Source organism: Microbacterium deferens, assembly GCF_045517775.1.
Lineage (GTDB): Bacteria > Actinomycetota > Actinomycetes > Actinomycetales > Microbacteriaceae > Microbacterium.
In genome coordinates, this window is record NZ_JBEUWT010000003.1 from 216,612 (window position 1) to 236,001 (window position 19,390).

The window sequence follows — 19,390 nt, forward strand, 5'->3', positions numbered from 1 at the left end:
GGGGCAGGCCCCGCGGCAGGGCTCAGAGGCCGATCTCGGTGAACGCCGCATCCATGTGTCGGTAGATCTCGTCGTAACCCGCGTCGTTCGGGTGAAGCCCGTCTTCCGCCATCTCGCCCTCACGCCCCTGAATCCAGTACGAGGCCCCCGGGATGTAGTCGGCGTCGATGCGCTCCGCGGCGTCTTTCACCCAGCCGATGATGGTCTCGAGGCCCTCGGTGCGCTCGGCGGTGTACCAGAACGGTTCGACGACCACGAAGCGCGCGTCGGGGAGGGCTCCGGTCAGGCGGTCGACGTCGTCGGCGATGCGGTCGCGGATCTCGGTTCCCCGCGCGTCGAAGCTGAACGCGTCGTTGAGTCCCATCGTGATGACGACGATGTCGGGCTGGGAGTCGATGATGTCGCCGGGGAGGTCGGCACCGCGCGCATCGCGGTTGTTCACGAACCCGAGCCCGTTCACGCTCGGGTTGTACTCCCGCCAGCCGCGGTCCTCGGCGAGACGGGTCGACCATCGCTCATCCGGAGAGCTGGCACCCGTACCGAGCGTGTACGAGTCGCCGTAGAAGGCGACGAGCGGACGACCGTCGTCATCCGGCGGTGCCGCCTGCTGCGGGGCGCAGCCCACGAGGGTGAGACCCACGGCCGCCAGTGTGACGGCGAGAATTCGACGCATCCGACCATCCTCCTCTGTCTCGTTCTCTTCGGAGCCGCACCGGGTCCGGTTTGCGCGTCTCCCCGCGAACGACTGAGACGCTCTCACGGCCGCCGGCGCCACGGCGTTCTCCGTCTTCGCCGCCGCGGCCGCCGGGCAGGTCGTCTTCGCGCGTGTGAGGTTGCGCGTGCAGGTGACGGTGGCCGCGGTCTGCTGCGCCGCGGGGCTCGTCGGCGTGGCGCTGGGGGCCGTGCTCCCCCAGCTCGCGGTGTTCCTCGTTGACACGACCCGCTCCCGAGCGGGGTCAACCGTCGTCAAATCAGTTGCGCACAATTCAATGGCGTGCAATGCTTCTCGCATGCCCGCAGTCGACGACATGGTGTGCTTCGCCCTGTACTCGGCGAGCCGCGCAACCACGCAGGCCTACCGGCGCGTACTCGAGCCCTGGGGCCTCACCTACCCGCAGTACCTCGTGCTCGTGACCCTCTGGACCGACGGCCCGCGCACGGTGGGCGAGCTCGGCCAGACGCTCGACCTCGACTCCGGCACGCTGTCTCCCCTTCTTCGGCGACTCGAACGCGCCGGCACTGTGACCCGAACGCGCCGCTCCGACGACGAACGCGTCGTCGAGGTCTCTCTCACCGAGCTCGGACTCGATCTCCGCGAACGCATGAGCGGGGTCTCCGCCCAGATCGCGACCTGCATGGGCATCGAGATCGACGCCGCACGTCGACTCCTCGACTCCCTGCACAGCCTCACCCGCAGCGTGCAGGCCTCCTCCGAGGCAACCGCCTCCTGAACCGAAAGGACATCCCCATGGACGTCATCTACACCGCAGAAGCACTCGCAACCGGCGAAGGACGCGGCGGCCACGTCGTCACGAAAGACGGACTGCTCGACACCGACCTGCGCATCCCCCAGGAGATGGGCGGCCCCGGTGGCGGCCTGAACCCCGAGGCCCTTTTCGCCGCTGGCTACGCGGCCTGCTTCCACGGTGCGCTTCAGGCCGTCGCGCGGGGCCAGAAGGTCACGCTCGAAGACACGAGCGTCGGTTCGCGCGTGCACATCGGCCCGAACGGTGAGGGCGGCTTCCAGCTCTCCGTCGAGCTCGAGGTCGTCATCCCGAACCTCCCGCACGACGAGGCACAGGCGCTCGCCGACGCCGCCCACCAGGTCTGCCCCTACTCGAACGCGACCCGCGGCAACATCGACGTCACGGTCACCGTCTCCGACGACTGACCTCCCCACTCACGAGAAAGGACCGCCGCCCTCTCGGGACGGCGGTCCTTTCGCATCGGTCGATGCTGCGCGCCCATGACGCGACGGGCCCCGTGAGGGGTCAGGTTGTGAGCGCGGCGACGCCGGCGATCACCGACGCGAGTGCGATGACGAGGGCCAGCGCGATGAGAACCGCGTGCACGATGAGGAAGGTGGTCGGCTTCCCCGCGGCATCGCGTGCCCGGGGGTCTTTGGCGACGCGCATGTAGAACCGCGGCCAGACGATCACGTTGAAGGCGGCATTGACGAACAGCAGCACGACGAGCAGAGTTTCCACTCCCCGAGCCTAAGCGTCGTTCCCGCGAAGGTCGTGGACGTCGGAGATGTGGCCGACGTAGGACGATGAGTGCGGATGCGTCCTACGCCCGCGCCATGTCCTACGCCCGTGACGGATGCTGCACAACCAGAGCCTCAGCGGGCGCATCCGATGCAGGTGGCCGCCGTCGGACGCGCCTCCAGCCGCCCCGGCGCGATCGGGCCGCCGCAGACGACGCAGGTACCGTACGTTCCGTCGGCGACGCGGGCGAGCGCCGCCGCAGCATCCGCACTGTCGTGCTGGGCGCCGCGCCGCAACGCGTCGACCCGGCTCCACTCCCCCGACAGCGTCGACCCCTCGGGGTCGTGCTCATCGTCGGCCGTTGCATCGGCGCGGTCGCGCAGAAGACTGCGCTCGTCGTCGTCGAGGTGGGCGAGACGCTGTTCGGCCTCGCGCAGCAGCGTCCGCAGGACGGTGGCGTGATCTGTGGTCATCAGCGCTCCAGGCTACGCCCGCACGCACGTGGGGAGGGCCAGCTGACGACTGTCAATCCCGCACGAGCGCGGGTGTCGAGCGGGCACGATCGGTGCATACGCATCAGGGAGGCGCTCATGGCGAAGGATTTCTCGACCGGTGACCGGGTCAGTTGGAACACCCCGCAGGGTCGCACGCACGGCAGCATCGTAGAGAAGAAGACGAGCGACTTCACCCTCGCCGGGCAGCACTTCACGGCCTCGTCCGACGAACCCGCCTTCGTCGTCGAATCCGACAAGAGCGGCAACCGTGCGGCGCACAAGGGATCGGCTCTGCGCAGACTCACGGACACCTGAGCACGCCATGTGACAGCCGCGGGCGGATGCGACGGGCCTACTCTCGAAGCATGCGTGTGACCGCTTCCTTCCGCTCCGCGCGCCGAACCCCGTTCCTCCAGGTCACGAAGTCGGCGATAGCGACGATCGCGGCGTGGCTGCTCGCCGGGTGGCTTGTGCCCGGGCCGCTCCCCGTCTTCGCGGCGATCGCCGCGCTCCTCGTCGTACAGCCCAGCTTGAACCAGTCGCTGACGCGCGCGGTCGAACGCAGTGTCGGGGTCATCGCCGGGGTGATCGTCGCCTCCGCGCTCGGCATCGCGCTCGGTTCGTCGACCTGGGTGATCCTCATCGCGGCCGCCGTGGCTCTTCTCGCCGCGTGGGCGCTGAAGCTGACCCCGGGGGCGGCCAATCAGGTGGCGATCAGCGCGATCCTGGTGCTCGCACTCGGCACCGCCACCCCGCTCTACGCCGTCGATCGCGTGATCGAGACGCTCATCGGCGCGCTGGTCGGCCTCATCGTGAACGTGGCGCTCGTGCCCCCTGTCGCCGTCGCCCCGGCCCGGCAGCGCATCGAGGCGCTCGGCGACGAGCTGTCGGCCGCCCTCGATCGCCTCGCCGACGCGCTCGCGACCCCGCAGACGCCCGCCTCTCTCGAAGAGCTCCTGCTCGAGGCACGCCTGATGCGGCCGATGCGCGACGCGGCCGACGAAGCGCTGTCAGACGCACGCGACTCGCTCGCCCTCAATCCGCGGGGCCGCCGTCACCGCGATGACCTCGCCCAGCTCGAGCGGTTGCTCGACGTCTTCACTCCGATCCTCACGCAGGTGATCGGCATGACCCGGGCAGCCTACGACCGGTACGACCCGTCGATCGTCGACGAACCGTCGGTCCGCGCCATCGCCGAACAGCTGCGCCGGGCCGCGCACGACGTGCATCTCGCGGTCCTCCGGCACCGGGCCCCCGATGCGACCTCGGCGTCGCGCGCGGCCGACGGCGCAGCATCCTCACCCCTCGAACCCCCGGCCCTGACTCGACCGCTCGACATCGGCGCGCCGTCGGAGGGCCACTGGGTTCTCGTCGGCTCACTGCTCGTCGACCTGCACCGCATCCACGAAGCTCTCGGAGAGACGGCGAACTCATGACGGACCGCACGCTCGCGATGTTCCCCCTGGGCATGGTGCTCTTCCCCCACACACCCCTGGCAGCACGCATCTTCGAGGAGCGATACCTGAAGATGCTCGGGATGCTGCTCGATGAACAACCCGCGGAGTTCGGCGTCGTGCTGATCGAACGCGGACACGAAGTGGGGGGCGGAGAGAAGCGGTTCGCACGGGGCGCGGTCGCGCGACTCGAACGGGTGCTGCCGCAGGAGGGCGTCATCTCGGTGCTCGCACGCGGAGGAAGCCGCTTCGAGGTGGAGGAGTGGCTCGACGACGCGCCCTACCCGCGCGCCCGAGTGCGCATGCTGCCCGATCTGGACTGGAACGAAGCCCTCGCCCCCCTTTCGTCGGAGGCCGAGAGGATTGTTCGGCGCGTGCTCGCGCGCGCCGGCGAGTACGGCGACACCCGGTGGGAACCGAGCATCGAGCTCGCCGAAGAACCGCTCGCGCGGGCGTGGCAGATCGCCGCGATCGCGCCGCTCGGGCCGATCGACCAGCTCGCGCTGCTCGGCGCGACGAGCGTCGGCGGACTCCTCCGCGAGGTCATCGATCTGACGCTGGCGGCCGAAGAGCTCCTCGCCGTGCGCGGTGTCGACGAGGAGCCCTTCGAATAGACGCGCTCAGTTCAGGGCGCGGATGCTGGACGGGATGACGCCGTTCGCGTAGAGGTCTTTCGCGACGTCCTGCAGGGCGGTGAGAGCGACGCGCTGCGTCGTGGGTCCGTACGAGATGCGCGCCACGCCGAGAGCTTCGTATTCCGCCGCGGTGAGGGCTCCCGGGATGCCGATGACGCTCACGCGACGGTCGCCGATGCCCTCGACGAGCTGGCGGGTGGTGTCGGCGTCGAGGAGCCCGGGAACGAAGACCGAGGTGGCGCCGGCGTCGAGGAAGGCCCGGCCACGCTCGATCGCGTCGGCGATCGATGCGGAGACGGGACGATCGCCGCCGCGGACGAACGCGTCGGTGCGCGCATTCAGCACGAACGGCACACCCTCCGCCTCGCCGGCGGCGATGGCGGCCTCGACGACGGCCACCGACTCGGCGAGCGGCTTCAAGCGGTCTTCGATGTTCGCACCGACCGCGCCGGCGCCGATCGCCTTCCTCACGGTCTCGCCCGCATCGCCGTACCCCGCGTCGAGGTCGGCGGTCACGGGCAGGTCGACAGCCTCGGCGATGCGACGCACCATGTCGAGCATGACGTCGACGGGGATGTTCTCGCCGTCCTCATAGCCGAACGTGGCGGCGATGGAGTGCCCCGCCGTGGCGATGGCCTTCGTCTCGGGGAGGGCGGCGATCGCCTTCGTCGAGACGACGTCCCACACGTTCACGACGCGGAGGATCTCGGGGGCGGTGTGCAGCTGCGCGAAGCTCTGGGCTTTCTCGATCTGGGTGCTCATGCGTCCCACGTTACGGTGCGCCGAGAGACGCGGTCCCCGGCCTTGCGACCGGTCCGCGGCTGCACGAGCCGCTCGCCTCGCGCGCACGGGTTGGCTCCGAGCGCACGACCAGGGCGCGGGCCTAGGCCGTGCGCGGGGTCGCAACCCGTGCGCCCGCGGAAGGAGCTCAGGCGGCGAGCGCCTCGGCGATCGGCGTGTCGCCGCCTCCGAATCGGATGAAACGGCCCACGGTGCGGTCGTCCGCCAGCGACGCCGCGATGACGGCCGCGACGTCGGCGCGCGACACCTCGCCCTTGCCCTCGGGGGCGAGAGTGATCGTGCCGGTCGGTTCGCCCAGCGTGAGGGTGCCCGGGCCGAGGATCGTCCAGTCCAGCGCGGTTGCGCGCAGGTGGTCGTCGGCGGCGAGCTTCGCGTCGGCGTAGGCGAAGAACGAGTCGTCGGGCGAGATGCCGTGGTCGGGGGTCGAGCCGATCCACGACACCATCACGAAACGACGCACACCGGTCGCGGCAGCAGCATCCATCGTGCGGATCGCGGCGTCGCGGTCGACCGCGTAGGTGCGCTCGGCGCTGGCGCCTCCGGCACCCGCCGACCACACGACCGCGTCGTATCCGTCGACGGCGTCTCGCAGCGCGGCCTCGTCGGCCGCCTCGACGTCGAGCACGAGCGAGCTGGCACCGGCGGCGGTCACGTCGCCCGCGTGCTCGGGGTTGCGGATGACCGACGTGACGTCATCGCCGCGGGCGGCGAGAAGCGGTGCGAGCAGGAGGGCGACCTTGCCGTGGCCGCCGAGAACGAGAACCTTCATGAGTCAGTGCCTTCCGATGTGTTCGATGGACATGCTGAGAACGACCCGGTCGGCGCTGTCGGGCGGCGGCGGCTGATCGGCGTTGCCGTAGCGCTGCCCGAGCCGCACGTAGAAGGCGCCCTCGGGGTCGGGTGTCGCCTCGACGAGACGCCCGCGCACCTCGATGTAGCGATAGGGGTTCTCGGGGTCGAAGACCATCAGGCTCATCGACGGGTTCGCCGCGAGATTGCGGAACTTCTGCCGCCGGGTCGTATGGGTGAACAAGAGGTGCTCACCGTCGTACTCGAACCACATCGGATTGACCTGGACCGAGCCGTCGGGTCTCACCGTGCCCAGGGCGCCGTAATTCGGTTCGTCGAGTAGATCGCGCAGGTCGTCGGGAATCACGCGCACTCCTTTCGTCGGATTTCCACGTTACGCACCGGCCCCGACCCGCCGCGCGGGGCTTGACGCCGGAGCATCGGGGGCGAGTTCCTTCACGATCCGGGCGGCGACCGATCGCCCCGCCCGATTCGCCCCGACCGTCGACGCCGACGGGCCGTACCCCACGAAGAACAGGCGCGGCTCGTCGAGCGACCTCGAGTCGTCGACCCGGAATCCGCCGTCCGGTGTTCGCAGGCGAAGCGGCGCCAGGTGTTCGAGGGCAGGACGGAATCCCGTCGCCCACAGGATCGCATCGACCTCGAGCAACGTGCCGTCGGGCATGCGCACGCCGTCCTCTTCGATGCCGGCCATCATCGGCAGCCGCTCGAGCACGCCTCGCTCGCGCGCCGCGCGCGCCCACGGCGTCCAGTGCATACCGGTGACCGAGATGACGCTGCCGGGCGGCAAGCCACGGCGCACGCGGTCTTCGACACCGGCGATGGCGGCGACCCGCGCGGGCACGTCGAAGTCGGACTCGATCCAGACGGGCTCGCGGCGCGTCATCCAGAACACCGTGGCGACGTGCGAGATCTCGTCCAGAAGCTGCACGCCCGACACCCCCGCACCGACCACCAGCACCCGACGACCCGCGAACTCCTCGGCCGAGACGTAGTCGGCCGTGTGCAGCTGGCGCCCGCGGAAACGTTCCTGGCCCGGGTAGTGGGGCCAGAACGGGCGCGTCCACGTTCCCGTCGCCGACACGACGAACCGCGCGCGCCAGGCGCCGGCGTCGGTCTCGACGCGCAGCCCGTCGGCCTCGCGACGCACGGCCGTGACGGCGACCGGCCGACGCACCCCCAGGCCGAACTCGCGCTCGTAATCCGCGAAGTACGCGGGCAGCACATCACGCGCCCGCGCCGTCGGGTCGGCCGCGGGCACATCGAACCCGGGCAGCTCGTGGATGCCGTTCACCGTCGCCATGCGCAACGACGCCCATCGATGCTGCCACGCACCACCGGGAGCGGAATTCGCGTCGAGCACGACGAACGATCGATCGGATGCGTGCGCCTCGCCGTCGGGGATGAAGCCGCGGCGACGCAGGTGGTAGGCCGTCGACAGCCCCGCCTGGCCCGCGCCGATGACGACGACGTCGACCGTGCGCGTTGTGGTGCTCACGGCCTCCAGAACCGCGCACGGCGCGCCGGTATTCCGCGTGACGGGTCGAGTCAGAGGATCTCGCCGTCGACGTACACCCATCGCCCGCCTCGGCGCGCGAAGCGGCTGCGCTCGTGCAGGCCGCCGCGCACTCCCCTCTCGCTCCAGCGGGCGCGGAACTCCACCGTCCCCTCGAGGTCGGCCGGTGCGCCGGCCTCTGTGGCGAGCACCTCGAGCCCGGTCCATGCCGTCGCGGGATCCGGCTCGACATCGGCGGGACGGGTGCGCGGATGCCAGGTGCGCCGCAGATGCTCCGCGTCACCGGCGACGAACGCCGTGTACCGCGAGCGCATCAGCTTCTCCGCGGTGGGCGCGGGTTCACCGCCGAGGATCGGGCCGCAGCATCCGTCGTATCGTCCGGCTCCGCACGGGCACGGGTCGCCGGCCGCGAACCGGGGGAATCCCCTTCGCGACGACGCGGCTCCGAAAGACACGTTCGTCACTGTACCGCCGCGCCCGCAAGGGCCTCCGACGTGTCGGCGATCTTCCGTAGCATGGGCGGATCACCGAACAGGAGCAGCCATGACCGACGGCACCCGCCCGAACGAGAACGAGCGAGCCGCCGCGTCGCCTCCCCTGCCGCCCTACGCCGCCGGCCCGCAGTCCGCGCCACCGCCCCCGCAGCCCCAGGGTGCTCCGACGCCGCCTGTCCACCCCGCGCCCCTTCCGCCCTATGCCGCGCCCGGCGGCCCTGCGGCCTACGGTGCACCGCGTCAGGATTACCCGGGTGCCCCGCCGACGTGGGGTCCGCCCATGGGCGGCCCGGCTCCCGGCGCACCGTGGAATGCCGGTGCGCCGCAGAGTGGCTCGTCGGTGCTCGCGGTGCTCGCCCTCGTCGCGTCGGTGCTCGGGGTGCTGATCTCCTTCATCCCGTTCGTCGGTTCGGCGCTCGCCTGGGCTCTGTTCGCGACCGCGATCATCCTCGCCATCATCGCCCTGGTGAAGAAGACCCCCGGCAAGGGGATGTCGATCGCCGCACTCATCATCACCTGTGCGGGATTCCTTCTGTCGATCGTCTGGGCCGTGGTGCTGTTCGCCATCGGCGCGTTCGGCTCGGCCGTCTCGTCGGGATCGAGTTCGGGGTCGGAGTACTCCCCCGCGCCCGACGACGACTACTACTCCTATCCGATGCTCGGTACCCCCGACTTCGGCGCCGACGGCAACACGATCTCCGCCCCGCTCGTTCCGGGCTCCACCATCACGATCACCGATGACAACGTCTCGCAAGACGTGTGGGAGCTGACCGTTCTCCCGTTCGAAGACCTGACGGCCGCCGCCGCGGCAACCGGAGACCTCGAGCCCGCATTCGGCGCCTATGTCGGCGTTCCCGTGCAGCTGACGAACGTCACCGATGAGACCATCGATCTGGCGGTCGACTACGCCTACCTGCCGTACACCCGCTTCCTCACGGCCGACGGGGGCGAGGCAGAGCTGACCTACCTCTCCGACATCGAGACCTATCCCAGCGCGTGGGACGTCGAGGTGGTCGAGCCGGGCGAGACGGTCACGTTCTACGAGGTGTACGACCTCGCACCCGATGCCGTCGGCTCGGGTTTCTACGTGCTCGACCTCGACTCGGGTCAGACCGTGTTCTGGGGAGCGGCCGCGCTCTGACGCGCCGCGCACGACCCGTCGGCGACGCCCGTCAGTCGACGGCGCCGCGCGCGTTGTAGACGGTGGCGTCCGACGCGCCGTAGGCCCGGAAGACCTCGATCGCCTCGGCGTTTCGCACCCCGATGCGCACGCGGATTCCGCGCGCTTCGAACTGCTCCGCCCAGTCGGAGACCATCGGCCCCTCGTCGAACCCGCTCAGCTCCTCGAGCTCCGGACCATCACCGGCGATCACGAGCGAGCGCACGCCGCTCCACATGGTCGAGCCGTAGCACATGACGCACGGACGCCAGTTGACGACGAGCTCGAGGTCGGCACCGTCGGCACCCAGGTCCCACCGGCCGAGCGCGGTCTGGGCGAGCCCGAGGGCGGTGACCTCTGCGTGCTGCGAGCTGAGACCCGAGCTCAGCACCACGTTGACGCCCGCCGAGACGAGGCGACCGGTGGCGGCCTCCACGACGATCGCCGCGAACGGTCCGCCGTTGCCCTCGCGCCAGTTGCGGTCGGCGAGCGCGTTCACGAGGTCCATCCGCTCCTCTGCGGTTTCGAGCGCGTCGGGCAGCTGATCGAGCTCGCCCCGCAGCCATTCGGGAAGGGAGACGGAGAAGCCGGTCGCAAGTGTCATGCCGACATCCTCGCCCATCCGTGTGAACCGCTTGTTACAGCGGCGTTGTGGAGAACCCCGGCGGGGTCCGCGCCCACCTCGTACCCTGATCGGGTGAACGCTCGCCACGTCGCTTCCGCCGCCCTCGCCACGATGGTCCTTGTGATGGGCGGATGCTCCGTCACCCCCGAACCGGAAGAGACCACCCCCGCTTTCGCCACCGAAGAAGAGGCGTTCGCCGCAGCGGAGCAGACCTACCGCGCCTATGTCGACGCGCTCAACCAGGTCGACCTGAGCGACCCCGAGACGTTCGAGCCCGTCTTCGCCCTCACCACCGGCGAGCTCAACACCAGCGACCGTAGAGGGCTCTCCACATATCACGCCGATCAAGTAGCAAAGTCGGGCGAATCAACGATTACCGATCTGCAACGCGAGTCGGCTGACCTGGAGAACGGCATCATCCACTTCTCCGTGTGCCTTGACGTCTCGACAGTCGAGTTGACTGAACTCAGCGGGGAATCGATCGTCGATCCTGACCGTGTTCCCGTTCAGAGCCTGCGGGTGACAGTGGAAGGCCCGCGAACTGCAGCGGGAAGCTTGCAAGTCAGTTCAGTTTCTGGACGCAGCGGGGAACCAGTATGCGATTAGTCCGCGTGCTTGTCACTGTCGCTCTTCTGGCAGGTCTGACCACATTGCCCATCGCCGGCAAACAATGCAATGACGTCGGCACATGGGGCACCACCTGCCATGCCTCCACGGACGGTTCGCAGGTCACCGTCGGGGGCACGGTCGGTTCCGGCGGCTCGAACGCCTCCCCCGGCGGTCATGCGCCTCCGAGCACCGGCTCCTCCCCCGACGCCGGTTCGCAAGCCATCGCGCCGCAGGACTGCGGGCCGGCCGACGTCTTGTGCCGGGGCCGCGGGTTCGGGGTGGTCTCGCTGCCCGACGTGATGGCATCCGACCTCGCGTCGTTCGCGCCCGCGAAGCCGTCGTTCGAGGCCGAACCCGGCGGTGTCGGCATCGTCGGCATGCCGACCAACTTCGTCGCCTCCGCGTCGACGCAGACTCTCACCGGCACGCTCTTCGACAGGCCGGTGACGGTGCGCTTCTCCCCGTCGGCCTATGTCTTCTCCTACGGCGACGGCTCGTCCGCTCGGTCTGCATCCGGCGGCGCCGCATGGACCGCGCTGGGTCAACCGCAGTTCACGGCCACCCCGACGAGCCACGCCTACGGTTCCCGCGGCGTCTACATCGCGGTCGTGTCGGTCGAGTACGTCGCCGCCGTCGACTTCGGCACCGGCTGGCGCCCGGTGATGGGGGTCGTCACCGCGGCCGGTCCCGGTCAGCGCGTCGAGATCTTCGAAGCGCGCACGGCGCTTGTCGACAAGACCTGCGCCGAGAACCCCTCCGGCCCCGGCTGCTGATCCGCATCATCCGTGTCGGGCGTAGGACATGGCGCCGGCGCAGGACACATCGCCGCAAGACGTCCTACGCCGGCGCCGTCTCCTACGCCCGCAACCTGCCCCATCGACACCGCGTCGCTGTACTTCCGCGCGGAGCGTCAGAGGGCAGGCAAGGGTCCCCACTCGGCCAGGAGCCCGCGCACGGTCGTCTCATACTGAGCGCGATCGAATCGGAGCGAGAAGACGGGTATCTCGGAAGTGCCGGTGTCCTCAGTGACGCCGCTTTGATACGCGATATCACGCCATTCGACAGCGTCTCGGGTGAAGCGTACGTCCGCGCTCACCGCGCCGCATTCGAGGTCCCCGCACTGCGGACAGAACAGCAGACCGGCACGGCCGTCCGTGAACTGCACCCAAGGGTCGAACCCGGATTCGTTCTCCCCGAGGAGCGCGCGAAGACTCTCGATGGCGAATGGATCGCCGTAAGAGCCTTCCGACAGGAACGTGATGTCCTCGCACGCTCGTCCGTTCGCAAACGCGAGCCTGTCGCGGAGCGGCTGGCCGTCGATCGTCCAGTCGAGAAACCTCAGAGGCGCACGGGCGACCAGCTCAGGGCGTAAGCGGAAGAACCCGCGCCACTTCAGGTCCCAGCATTCGCTTTCCGCCCATCGCGTGCCGAGTACCGCCAGCGGGTCAGCGACGTGCGACACGGGTCAGAGCATAGCGACCCGGTGGGGATCGGAGGACGCGAGCGGCAGAGGGCGACGTCACTACGCTGAGCACATGGCACCACGGCCCGAGAAGTTGCTTCTGCTCGACAGCGCGTCGCTGTACTTCCGTGCGTTCTACGGCGTGCCCGACACCGTCAAGGCGCCCGACGGCACCTCGGTCAACGCCGTGCGCGGGTTCCTCGACATCATCGCGAAGCTCGTCGCGACCTACGAACCCACCCACATCGTCGCGTGCTGGGATGACGACTGGCGCCCGCAGTGGCGGGTCGACCTGATCCCGAGCTACAAGACCCACCGTGTCGCCGAGCCGGTCGAGAACGCGCCCGATGTCGAGGTCGTGCCCGATCCGCTCGAACTGCAGGTGCCGGTCATCCGCGAGACGCTCGACGCCCTCGGCATCGCGATCGTGGGTGCGGCCGAGCACGAAGCCGACGACGTCATCGGCACGCTCGCGACGACGGCCGACATGCCCGTCGACATCGTCACCGGCGACCGCGACCTGTTCCAGCTCGTCGACGACGACCGGGCCGTGCGCATCATCTACACCGCGCGCGGCATGAGCAACCTCGAGATCGTCACCGACGACGTCGTGTTCGCCAAGTACGGGGTGCACGCGCGGCAGTACGCCGACTTCGCGTCGATGAGGGGCGACTCCTCCGATGGCCTTCCCGGCGTCAAGGGCATCGGAGACAAGTCGGCCGCGTCGCTCTTGGCCGCGCACGGCGACCTCGCCGGCATCGTCGCGGCGGCACGCGCCGGCGAAGGCATGCCCGCCGGTCAGCAGGCGAAGATTCTGGCCGCGCTCGACTACATCGCCGTCGCGCCGACGGTGGTCGAGGTCGTTCGCGACCTGCCGCTCGCCGAGGTACCGACGGCCATCGTGCCGCTCGACGCCGAGAGGACGGATGCGGCGGACGCGCTCGCCGAGCGCTGGAACCTCACCGGCCCGATGGGCCGCGCGATCGCCGCGCTCGCCCGCTGACGAGCCACCGAAGCATCCGAGTACTCCCCCGGGAGTACACCGCACCGGTCCGTGCGGCCGACGCCCGGCCCACCGGCGCGGCGTAGCATCGAGCGCATGCCGAGCACCACCTGGGACGACGGCGCGCCCCGCTTCCGCCCGCCGCCCGGGGTCACCCTGTACCTCCCCGTCATCGCCGCCTTCGTGCTGCAGGTGCCCGGAACGATCGCGATCACCGCCGCCGGGCGCTCGTGGGGTCCGAGCGCAGCGCTGGCGATCGCTCTCGCGGCCGCATCCGCGCTCGCCCTGCTCGGCGCCCGCCGCTTCCCCGGTCCGACGGTGGTCGCCGTCACCGCCCTCACCGTCGCCGGGCTCCTCCTCCGCCCCGACGCGGGGCCTCCGATGTTCGCCCTCGCCTTCGCGATCATCGGCGCCGTCGTGCGCGGCGCCCGCTTCTGGGCCCTCGGCGCCGTCGGCGCGGGCTGGGTGGTCGCGATCGCGATCGCGGGTCTGCGCGCAGACACGTCGTGGCATCCGTTCCGCGTCGCGGTCGTGACGGTCGGGCTCGGCGTCTGCTTCGCCATCGGCGAGGGGTTCCGTGCCCGCCGTGCGGCTGTCGACGAGCGCCGGGCGCAGCTGAACGAACGCCGCCGCACCGCCGAACAGGACGAACGCGCGCGCATCGCCCGCGAGCTCCACGACGTGCTCGCCCACTCGCTGAGCCAGATCTCGGTGCAGTCCGGCGTGGGGCTGCATCTGTTCGACCGCGATCCCGAGCGCGCCCGCGAGGCGCTCAGAAGCATCCGCGCCCTCAGTGCCACGGGTCTCGACGAGGTGCGCGGCGTCCTGTCGTTCCTGCGTGGTGACGAACGGCACCCGACCAGCGCGCCGCTGACTCCACAACCCCAGCTCGCCGACCTGTCGCTTCTCGCCCGCGACCGGTCGGGACTCGGACTCGAGGTCAGGCTCGACGACGAACTGCGCGGAGAGACCCCGCCGAGCGTCGTGCAGACCACGGCTTATCGCATCGTGCAGGAGGCACTCACGAACGTCGTGCGTCACTCGGGGGCGACCACCGCCACGGTGACGCTCGCGCGTGACGCCGACGATCTCGTCGCCACGGTCGGCGACGACGGCACCGGGATGGTTCCCGACCACGTCGCGGGAGGCGGCATCCGCGGCATGCGCGAACGGGCCGAGCTCGCCGGCGGCACGCTCGTGATCTCGTCCGACTCGCGTCACGGCACCGTCATCGCCGCCCGGCTCCCCTGGCGCGGCGCCCCGTGATCCGCGTCGCGCTCGCCGACGACCACCAGCTCGTGCGCGCGGGGTTCCGGTCGCTGCTCGACTCCGAGCCCGACATCGACGTCGTCGTCGAAGCGTCGGGGGGCGAAGAGCTGCTGCGGATGCTGCGCACGACACCGGTCGACGTCGTGCTGATCGACATCCGCATGCCCGACGGAGACGGGCTGTGGACGACCGAGCAGATCGCGGTCGACCCCGCGCTGGAACACGTGCGCGTCGTGATCGTGACGACCTTCGAGCTCGACGAGTACGTCGGCCGGGCCATCCGAGCCGGGGCGAGCGGCTTCCTCGTCAAAGACACCGAACCCGCCGATCTGATCCGCGCCGTGCGGGTCGCGGTCGCCGGAGACGCGCTGCTCTCACCCGGCGTGACGCGGCGGCTGCTCGAGCGCGCCGCGGACGGGCTGCGCGCGAGTCCGGATCCTGTACTGCTGGCCGCGCTGACCGACCGTGAGCGCGAGGTGCTGCGGCTGGTCGCGCAAGGTCTGACGAACGACGAGATCGCCGAGCGGCTCGTGCTGTCTCCGTTGACGGCGAAGACGCACGTCTCGCGCATCCTGCAGAAATCGCACTCGCGCGACCGCGCCCAGCTGGTCGTGCTGGCGTACGAGTCCGGGCTCGTCGCGCCCGGGTGGCAGTAGACGCCGACCGACGGTACTCCGCCGGATGCAGGCGAAGTGCCTCCCCCGGGTGGATTCGCGACGACCGCGATGGGAGTGGACTCGACGCATCCGGTCGCGATCTTCCGCGGCCCGACGGAGAGGAACTCCATGTCCGTACCCCTGGTCGCCGCGGCGGCCGCTCACCTGTCCGCCCATCACCCCGGGGGGTGGGGCGGCCCGGGCTTCAACTGGTGGTTCCTGCTGATCCCCCTGTTCTGGATCGTGCTGATCGGCGTGCTCTTCGCCGTGTTCGGCCGTCGGTGGCGCCGCGCCGCCGCAGCCAACGGCTTCGGGCCCGGGGGCCGGCGCAGTCCAGCCCAGCTGGCCGAAGGCACTCTCGCCGAGCGGTTCGCGAAGGGCGACATCGATGAGACCGAATATCGCGCGCGGCTCGAGGTGCTGCGCGCCAACGCGCAGCCCGGCTGAGCCGCGAGCGGTCACCGCCGTCGGCCGAGCCACTCCCGCAGGCGCTCGAGCGACCAGGTGGTGACGACGCGATCAGTGGGCACACCCGCCCGCTCCGCACGCGCGGCGCCGTAGTCGATGAGGGAGAGCTGGCCAGGTGCGTGCGCGTCGGAGTCGATCGAGAACAGGCAGCCCGCGTCGAGGGCGATCGCGATCAGTTCGTCGGGAGGGTCCTGGCGCTCGGGCCGCGAGTTGATCTCCACCGCCACCCCGTGCGCCGCAGCCGCGTCGAAGACGGCGCGCGGGTCGAACGTCGAGGGGGGCCGCGTTCCCCGCGCCCCCTCGACGAGGCGTCCGGTGACATGACCGAGCACGTCGACCCTCGGGTTCGAGACCGCCCCGACCAGGCGACGGGTCATCGGACCGCTCTCCATGCGGAGCTGGGAATGGGCGGATGCGACGACCACGTCCAGTTCGTCGAGCAGGTCGTCTTCCTGATCGAGCGCGCCGTCGTCGAGGATGTCGACCTCGATACCGGTGAGGAGGGTGAAGCCGTCACCGCGAAACGACTCGACGATGCCCATCTGTTCACGGAGCCGCTCGGGCGAGAGACCGTTCGCGACGCGCAGGCGCGGGGAATGGTCGGTCAGGGCCAGGTACTCGTGCCCGAGCCGGCGGCCCGCGTCGACCATGAGCTCGATCGGGGTCAGACCGTCCGACCACTCGCTGTGGCTGTGAAGGTCCCCCCGCAGGAGCCCCCGCAGCTCAGAGCCGGTCGCGACCCCCGCCTTCTCCCTCAGACCGACCAGATAGTCGGGCACACGCCCGTCGAGCGCCTGGGTGATCACGGCGAAGGTGGAGTCGCCGACACCCTTGCGACGGCGGAGCGCCGGATCCCGCCGGGCCGCGTCGTCGAGGTCTGCGATGGACTGCGCCGCCGTGCGAAACGCCTTCGATTTGTAGCGAGAGGAGCGCTCCCGCTCGAGCAGGTACGCGATCTCGTTCAGTGCGTCGAGCGGATCCACGTCGATCTCCTCTCCTGAGCTCGGGCCCTACGACGGCGTCGCGAGCGATCGGCTCGTCTCAACCCAGTCGTCGAGCTTCGCCGCCGCGCGGCCGTCGTCGACGGCCTGTGCAGCAGCAGCCATCCCCTCCGCGAGCCGCTCGACGATCGGACGCTGCACCTGCGTTGGATCCTGGAAGAGCCGGAACGCGACGATGCCCGCCGCCGTGTTGAGAAGCACGATGTCGCGCACCGGACCGGTGTCGCCGGCGAGCACGCGACGGACGACCTCGGCGTTGTCGGCGGGCGACCCGCCACGGAGGTCGTCGAGGTCGGCGAAGCGGATACCGAGGTCGCGGGGGTCGAGGTCGTGCTCGTGCACGTCACCGCGGCTGACCTCCCACAGGCGGCTGTGACCCGTCGTCGTCAGCTCGTCGAGACCGTCGTCGCCGCGGAAGACCAGTGCGGTCGCGCCGCGCGTGCGGAAAACCCCCGTGATCAAAGGGACGCGGTCGAGGTGCGCCACACCCACCGCGTTCGCCTCGGCGCGCGCCGGGTTGCACAGGGGACCGAGGAAGTTGAAGACCGTGGGTATGCCGAGTTCGGCACGCGTCGGACCGGCGTGGCGGAATCCGGGATGGAACGCCGTCGCGAAGGCGAAGGTGAGGCCGGTGCGCTCGAGCGTCTCGGCCACCGCCTCGGGCGACAGCGTCAGGTCGATGCCGAGCTCGCGCAAGACGTCGGACGACCCGGAAGCCGAGCTGGCCGCGCGGTTGCCGTGCTTGACGACCGGGATGCCTGTCGCGGCCGCGACGATCGCCGACATCGTCGAGACATTGACCGTGCGGTGACGGTCGCCACCGGTGCCCACGATATCGAGCACGTCGGCCTTGACCGGCAACCCGACGGCGGCCTCGAGAATCGCGTCGCGGAAGCCGACGATCTCGTCGACCGTCTCGCCTTTCGCCCGCAGCGCGACGAGGAAGGCCGCCAACTGCGACGGCGTGGCGTCGCCCGCCATCACCTGCTGCATCGCCCAGGTCGACTCCGACACGCTGAGGTCGCGCCCGTCGAGGAGCATCGTGAGAATTTCGGGCCAGGAATACCGCTCCGCCATGATTCGATCCTAGTGAGGGCCGCCCGCATGACCGCGCGGTTCTCGCGCCCACGTCGCACCCGGCATCCAGTGAACTCGCGGACGATTCTTAGGCGGTGCTTAGTTAGACGAAGCAGTTTGTTGGGCCGGCGGTGCGAAACTACGACGCCGAAATCGTCCATAATGGTCAGGTGACGACCCCAGCGACATACTCCCAGGCTCTGCGCTCCGTGAAGCGGCCGGACCCGGTTGCCGTGGGCACCATCGTCTGGCTCGGCAGCGAGGTCATGTTCTTCGCCGGCCTGTTCGCCATCTACTTCACGCTGCGCAGCACCTCCTCCGGTCTGTGGGAGCAGGAGAGCGCGCTACTGAACGTTCCGTTCGCGCTGGGCAACACGATCATCCTCGTGCTGTCGTCGGTGACCTGCCAGATGGGCGTGTTCGCCGCCGAGCGGTACCAGCCCTACTCGACGAAGAAGCGCGGCATCCTCGGCTGGGGCATGGTCGAGTGGTTCTTCCTCACCTTCGCGCTCGGCGCGATCTTCGTCTCCGGACAGGTGTGGGAGTACGCCCAGCTCGTCGCCGAGGGCATGCCCATCACCGCCAACGCATATGCGTCGGCCTTCTACCTGACCACCGGCTTCCACGCCCTGCACGTGACGGGCGGCCTCATCGCCTTCCTCCTCGTCATCGGCCGCGCGTACGCCGTGAAGAACTTCGGGCGCAAAGAGATGACCACCGCGATCGTCGTGTCGTACTACTGGCACTTCGTCGACGTGGTCTGGATCGCCCTGTTCGCTGTCATCTACTTCCTGAAATAGAGCGGAGCTGCACCCCGACATGGCACGAGAGAAGAAGCGCCGCTCTAACGGCCGCCGAAGCCCCCTGGCAGCGGCCGCACTCATCGGCATCGGCCTGCTCCTCACCGGCGGCATCTACGCCGGTGCGTCCGCGGCGATGGCCGCGACCGACGACACCTCCGCGACGACGTCCACGCTGACGGTCGAAGACGGACAGAAGCTCTTCCAGGCGAACTGCGCAACCTGCCACGGTATGGACCTGCAGGGGTCCGAAGCCGGGCCGTCGCTGTACGGCGCCGGTGAGCTGTCGGTGCACTTCCAGGTCTCGACCGGACGCATGCCGCTGCAGGCGCAGGCCCCGCAGGCACCGCAGAAGCCCGTTCAGTTCACCGAGGAGCAGATCGACGCGCTCGGCAAGTACGTCCAGTCGACGTCTCCGGGCCCGACATTCCCCGACGAGGAGACTCTCGACGGTGAAGGCGACCTGGCCAACGGTGCCGAGCTGTTCCGTATCAACTGCGCGATGTGCCACAACGTCGCCGGCGCCGGCGGTGCGCTGACCGAGGGCAAGTACGCCCCCAACCTGCACACCACGACCCCGGTGAACATGTACGCCGCCATGGTCACGGGCCCGCAGAACATGCCCGTCTTCAACAACCTGAACCTGACCGTCGAAGACAAGCGCGACATCATCTCCTACCTGCTGTACAACCAGGAGAGCCCGTCGGTCGGCGGCTTCACGCTGGGTTCGCTGGGTCCCGTCTCCGAGGGCCTGTTCATCTGGGTGTTCGGCATCGGTTCGCTGATCGCCCTCACCGTCTGGATCACGGCGAAGTCGAACTAGTTTCGACCGACGCCCGCACGACACATC

General features: G+C 69.8%; 26 protein-coding genes. 14 read left to right on the top strand and 12 right to left on the bottom strand.

Going from position 1 to position 19,390, the window contains the following annotated elements; genetic code table 11:
• Positions 1 to 22: 22 nt before the first annotated feature.
• A complete protein-coding gene (locus ABTU82_RS13275; RefSeq protein WP_407173803.1) occupies positions 23 to 673 on the bottom strand; it encodes an SGNH/GDSL hydrolase family protein in 651 nt (216 codons plus the stop codon).
• Positions 674 to 1,010: 337 nt separating this feature from the next.
• On the opposite strand from ABTU82_RS13275, the gene ABTU82_RS13280 reads away from it, so the two are divergent.
• Positions 1,011 to 1,451 (top strand): MarR family winged helix-turn-helix transcriptional regulator, encoded by a 441-nt coding sequence (locus ABTU82_RS13280; RefSeq protein ID WP_240606944.1) that lies wholly within the window; start codon positions 1,011 to 1,013, stop codon positions 1,449 to 1,451.
• Positions 1,452 to 1,468: 17 nt separating this feature from the next.
• Positions 1,469 to 1,891, top strand: coding sequence for an organic hydroperoxide resistance protein (locus ABTU82_RS13285; RefSeq protein WP_116648463.1), 423 nt, complete (start codon positions 1,469 to 1,471; stop codon positions 1,889 to 1,891).
• A gap of 100 nt (positions 1,892 to 1,991) precedes the next feature.
• On the opposite strand, the gene ABTU82_RS13290 is transcribed toward ABTU82_RS13285, so the two are convergent.
• Together ABTU82_RS13290 and ABTU82_RS13295 are read right to left on the bottom strand one after the other, a co-directional pair.
• Positions 1,992 to 2,207, bottom strand: a complete 216-nt coding sequence (locus ABTU82_RS13290; RefSeq protein ID WP_116648462.1) for an SCO4848 family membrane protein — start codon at positions 2,205 to 2,207, stop codon at positions 1,992 to 1,994.
• Between the two features lie 134 nt (positions 2,208 to 2,341).
• Positions 2,342 to 2,680: a TraR/DksA family transcriptional regulator gene (locus ABTU82_RS13295; protein WP_407173804.1), complete on the bottom strand. Its 339-nt coding sequence runs from the start codon at positions 2,678 to 2,680 to the stop codon at positions 2,342 to 2,344.
• A gap of 117 nt (positions 2,681 to 2,797) precedes the next feature.
• On the opposite strand from ABTU82_RS13295, the gene ABTU82_RS13300 reads away from it, so the two are divergent.
• From ABTU82_RS13300 to ABTU82_RS13310, 3 genes are read left to right on the top strand one after another with little or no spacing between them, the layout of a single operon-like run.
• Positions 2,798 to 3,016, top strand: coding sequence for a hypervirulence associated TUDOR domain-containing protein (locus ABTU82_RS13300; protein ID WP_407173805.1), 219 nt, complete (start codon positions 2,798 to 2,800; stop codon positions 3,014 to 3,016).
• Between the two features lie 50 nt (positions 3,017 to 3,066).
• Positions 3,067 to 4,137 (top strand): FUSC family protein, encoded by a 1,071-nt coding sequence (locus ABTU82_RS13305; RefSeq protein WP_116648459.1) that lies wholly within the window; start codon positions 3,067 to 3,069, stop codon positions 4,135 to 4,137.
• On the top strand, positions 4,134 to 4,769 hold the full coding sequence (locus ABTU82_RS13310; protein WP_407173806.1) for an LON peptidase substrate-binding domain-containing protein: 636 nt from the start codon (positions 4,134 to 4,136) through the stop codon (positions 4,767 to 4,769). The genes ABTU82_RS13305 and ABTU82_RS13310 overlap by 4 nt, the downstream gene beginning before the upstream one ends.
• 6 nt (positions 4,770 to 4,775) lie before the next feature.
• Here ABTU82_RS13310 and ABTU82_RS13315 read toward each other — a convergent pair whose 3' ends face one another.
• The 5 genes from ABTU82_RS13315 to ABTU82_RS13335 form a co-directional block, all read right to left on the bottom strand.
• Positions 4,776 to 5,552, bottom strand: a complete 777-nt coding sequence (locus tag ABTU82_RS13315; RefSeq protein ID WP_407173807.1) for an isocitrate lyase/PEP mutase family protein — start codon at positions 5,550 to 5,552, stop codon at positions 4,776 to 4,778.
• A gap of 166 nt (positions 5,553 to 5,718) precedes the next feature.
• A complete protein-coding gene (locus ABTU82_RS13320) occupies positions 5,719 to 6,360 on the bottom strand; it encodes an SDR family oxidoreductase (RefSeq protein ID WP_407173808.1) in 642 nt (213 codons plus the stop codon).
• Positions 6,361 to 6,363: 3 nt separating this feature from the next.
• Positions 6,364 to 6,747: a PPOX class F420-dependent oxidoreductase gene (locus tag ABTU82_RS13325; protein WP_407173809.1), complete on the bottom strand. Its 384-nt coding sequence runs from the start codon at positions 6,745 to 6,747 to the stop codon at positions 6,364 to 6,366.
• 27 nt (positions 6,748 to 6,774) lie between these two features.
• A complete protein-coding gene (locus tag ABTU82_RS13330) occupies positions 6,775 to 7,899 on the bottom strand; it encodes an NAD(P)-binding domain-containing protein (RefSeq protein ID WP_407173810.1) in 1,125 nt (374 codons plus the stop codon).
• Positions 7,900 to 7,949: 50 nt separating this feature from the next.
• Positions 7,950 to 8,372, bottom strand: coding sequence for a YchJ family protein (locus ABTU82_RS13335; protein ID WP_116648549.1), 423 nt, complete (start codon positions 8,370 to 8,372; stop codon positions 7,950 to 7,952).
• A gap of 88 nt (positions 8,373 to 8,460) precedes the next feature.
• Between ABTU82_RS13335 and ABTU82_RS13340 the strand changes: the two genes are divergently transcribed.
• A complete protein-coding gene (locus tag ABTU82_RS13340) occupies positions 8,461 to 9,552 on the top strand; it encodes a hypothetical protein (protein WP_407173811.1) in 1,092 nt (363 codons plus the stop codon).
• Positions 9,553 to 9,583: 31 nt separating this feature from the next.
• Here the strand turns inward: ABTU82_RS13340 and ABTU82_RS13345 are convergent, their stop codons facing one another.
• The gene (locus tag ABTU82_RS13345; protein WP_407173812.1) at positions 9,584 to 10,174 is read right to left on the bottom strand and encodes a nucleoside deaminase; all 591 of its coding nucleotides are present in this window, start codon (positions 10,172 to 10,174) and stop codon (positions 9,584 to 9,586) included.
• Positions 10,175 to 10,267: 93 nt separating this feature from the next.
• Between ABTU82_RS13345 and ABTU82_RS13350 the strand changes: the two genes are divergently transcribed.
• Both ABTU82_RS13350 and ABTU82_RS13355 read left to right on the top strand, forming a co-directional pair.
• Positions 10,268 to 10,801, top strand: a complete 534-nt coding sequence (locus ABTU82_RS13350) for a hypothetical protein (RefSeq protein ID WP_133241770.1) — start codon at positions 10,268 to 10,270, stop codon at positions 10,799 to 10,801.
• Between the two features lie 5 nt (positions 10,802 to 10,806).
• Positions 10,807 to 11,577 carry a hypothetical protein gene (locus ABTU82_RS13355; RefSeq protein ID WP_407173813.1) on the top strand — a complete coding sequence of 257 codons (771 nt, stop codon included), beginning with the start codon at positions 10,807 to 10,809 and terminating at the stop codon, positions 11,575 to 11,577.
• A gap of 137 nt (positions 11,578 to 11,714) precedes the next feature.
• Here ABTU82_RS13355 and ABTU82_RS13360 read toward each other — a convergent pair whose 3' ends face one another.
• Positions 11,715 to 12,266 (bottom strand): hypothetical protein, encoded by a 552-nt coding sequence (locus ABTU82_RS13360; RefSeq protein ID WP_407173814.1) that lies wholly within the window; start codon positions 12,264 to 12,266, stop codon positions 11,715 to 11,717.
• Between the two features lie 73 nt (positions 12,267 to 12,339).
• Here ABTU82_RS13360 and ABTU82_RS13365 point away from each other — a divergent pair, with 73 nt between their 5' ends.
• From ABTU82_RS13365 to ABTU82_RS13380, 4 genes are all read left to right on the top strand, one after another.
• Positions 12,340 to 13,269, top strand: a complete 930-nt coding sequence (locus tag ABTU82_RS13365; protein WP_407173815.1) for a 5'-3' exonuclease — start codon at positions 12,340 to 12,342, stop codon at positions 13,267 to 13,269.
• Between the two features lie 96 nt (positions 13,270 to 13,365).
• Positions 13,366 to 14,535, top strand: a complete 1,170-nt coding sequence (locus ABTU82_RS13370; protein WP_407173816.1) for a sensor histidine kinase — start codon at positions 13,366 to 13,368, stop codon at positions 14,533 to 14,535.
• Complete coding sequence (locus ABTU82_RS13375) at positions 14,532 to 15,194, top strand: response regulator (RefSeq protein ID WP_407173817.1); 663 nt, start codon at positions 14,532 to 14,534, stop codon at positions 15,192 to 15,194. The genes ABTU82_RS13370 and ABTU82_RS13375 overlap by 4 nt, the downstream gene beginning before the upstream one ends.
• Before the next feature lie 129 nt (positions 15,195 to 15,323).
• Positions 15,324 to 15,641, top strand: a complete 318-nt coding sequence (locus tag ABTU82_RS13380; RefSeq protein ID WP_407173818.1) for an SHOCT domain-containing protein — start codon at positions 15,324 to 15,326, stop codon at positions 15,639 to 15,641.
• Between the two features lie 11 nt (positions 15,642 to 15,652).
• Here ABTU82_RS13380 and ABTU82_RS13385 read toward each other — a convergent pair whose 3' ends face one another.
• Positions 15,653 to 16,645, bottom strand: a complete 993-nt coding sequence (locus ABTU82_RS13385; protein WP_205781280.1) for a PHP domain-containing protein — start codon at positions 16,643 to 16,645, stop codon at positions 15,653 to 15,655.
• Positions 16,646 to 16,672: 27 nt separating this feature from the next.
• Positions 16,673 to 17,740 (bottom strand): anthranilate phosphoribosyltransferase, encoded by a 1,068-nt coding sequence (trpD, locus tag ABTU82_RS13390; RefSeq protein WP_116648444.1) that lies wholly within the window; start codon positions 17,738 to 17,740, stop codon positions 16,673 to 16,675.
• Between the two features lie 170 nt (positions 17,741 to 17,910).
• On the opposite strand from trpD, the gene ctaE reads away from it, so the two are divergent.
• Both ctaE and qcrC read left to right on the top strand, forming a co-directional pair.
• Positions 17,911 to 18,540, top strand: a complete 630-nt coding sequence (gene ctaE / locus ABTU82_RS13395; RefSeq protein ID WP_116648547.1) for an aa3-type cytochrome oxidase subunit III — start codon at positions 17,911 to 17,913, stop codon at positions 18,538 to 18,540.
• Positions 18,541 to 18,559: 19 nt separating this feature from the next.
• Positions 18,560 to 19,363, top strand: coding sequence for a cytochrome bc1 complex diheme cytochrome c subunit (qcrC, locus tag ABTU82_RS13400; protein WP_116648443.1), 804 nt, complete (start codon positions 18,560 to 18,562; stop codon positions 19,361 to 19,363).
• The last annotated feature ends 27 nt before the right edge of the window (positions 19,364 to 19,390 follow it).

Bases quoted from the DNA above. Each gene is read 5' to 3' on its own strand.
- ABTU82_RS13315 (WP_407173807.1), bottom strand. From the start codon at position 5,552: ATGAGCACCCAGATCGAGAAAGCCCAGAGCTTCGCGCAGCTGCACACC.
- ABTU82_RS13275 (WP_407173803.1), bottom strand. From the start codon at position 673: ATGCGTCGAATTCTCGCCGTCACACTGGCGGCCGTGGGTCTCACCCTC.
- ABTU82_RS13345 (WP_407173812.1), bottom strand. From the start codon at position 10,174: ATGACACTTGCGACCGGCTTCTCCGTCTCCCTTCCCGAATGGCTGCGG.
- ABTU82_RS13295 (WP_407173804.1), bottom strand. From the start codon at position 2,680: ATGACCACAGATCACGCCACCGTCCTGCGGACGCTGCTGCGCGAGGCC.
- ABTU82_RS13365 (WP_407173815.1), top strand. From the start codon at position 12,340: ATGGCACCACGGCCCGAGAAGTTGCTTCTGCTCGACAGCGCGTCGCTG.
- ABTU82_RS13320 (WP_407173808.1), bottom strand. From the start codon at position 6,360: ATGAAGGTTCTCGTTCTCGGCGGCCACGGCAAGGTCGCCCTCCTGCTC.
- ABTU82_RS13280 (WP_240606944.1), top strand. From the start codon at position 1,011: ATGCCCGCAGTCGACGACATGGTGTGCTTCGCCCTGTACTCGGCGAGC.
- qcrC (WP_116648443.1), top strand. From the start codon at position 18,560: ATGGCACGAGAGAAGAAGCGCCGCTCTAACGGCCGCCGAAGCCCCCTG.
- ABTU82_RS13310 (WP_407173806.1), top strand. From the start codon at position 4,134: ATGACGGACCGCACGCTCGCGATGTTCCCCCTGGGCATGGTGCTCTTC.
- ABTU82_RS13285 (WP_116648463.1), top strand. From the start codon at position 1,469: ATGGACGTCATCTACACCGCAGAAGCACTCGCAACCGGCGAAGGACGC.
- trpD (WP_116648444.1), bottom strand. From the start codon at position 17,740: ATGGCGGAGCGGTATTCCTGGCCCGAAATTCTCACGATGCTCCTCGAC.
- ABTU82_RS13380 (WP_407173818.1), top strand. From the start codon at position 15,324: ATGTCCGTACCCCTGGTCGCCGCGGCGGCCGCTCACCTGTCCGCCCAT.
- ABTU82_RS13370 (WP_407173816.1), top strand. From the start codon at position 13,366: ATGCCGAGCACCACCTGGGACGACGGCGCGCCCCGCTTCCGCCCGCCG.
- ABTU82_RS13340 (WP_407173811.1), top strand. From the start codon at position 8,461: ATGACCGACGGCACCCGCCCGAACGAGAACGAGCGAGCCGCCGCGTCG.
- ABTU82_RS13305 (WP_116648459.1), top strand. From the start codon at position 3,067: ATGCGTGTGACCGCTTCCTTCCGCTCCGCGCGCCGAACCCCGTTCCTC.
- ABTU82_RS13300 (WP_407173805.1), top strand. From the start codon at position 2,798: ATGGCGAAGGATTTCTCGACCGGTGACCGGGTCAGTTGGAACACCCCG.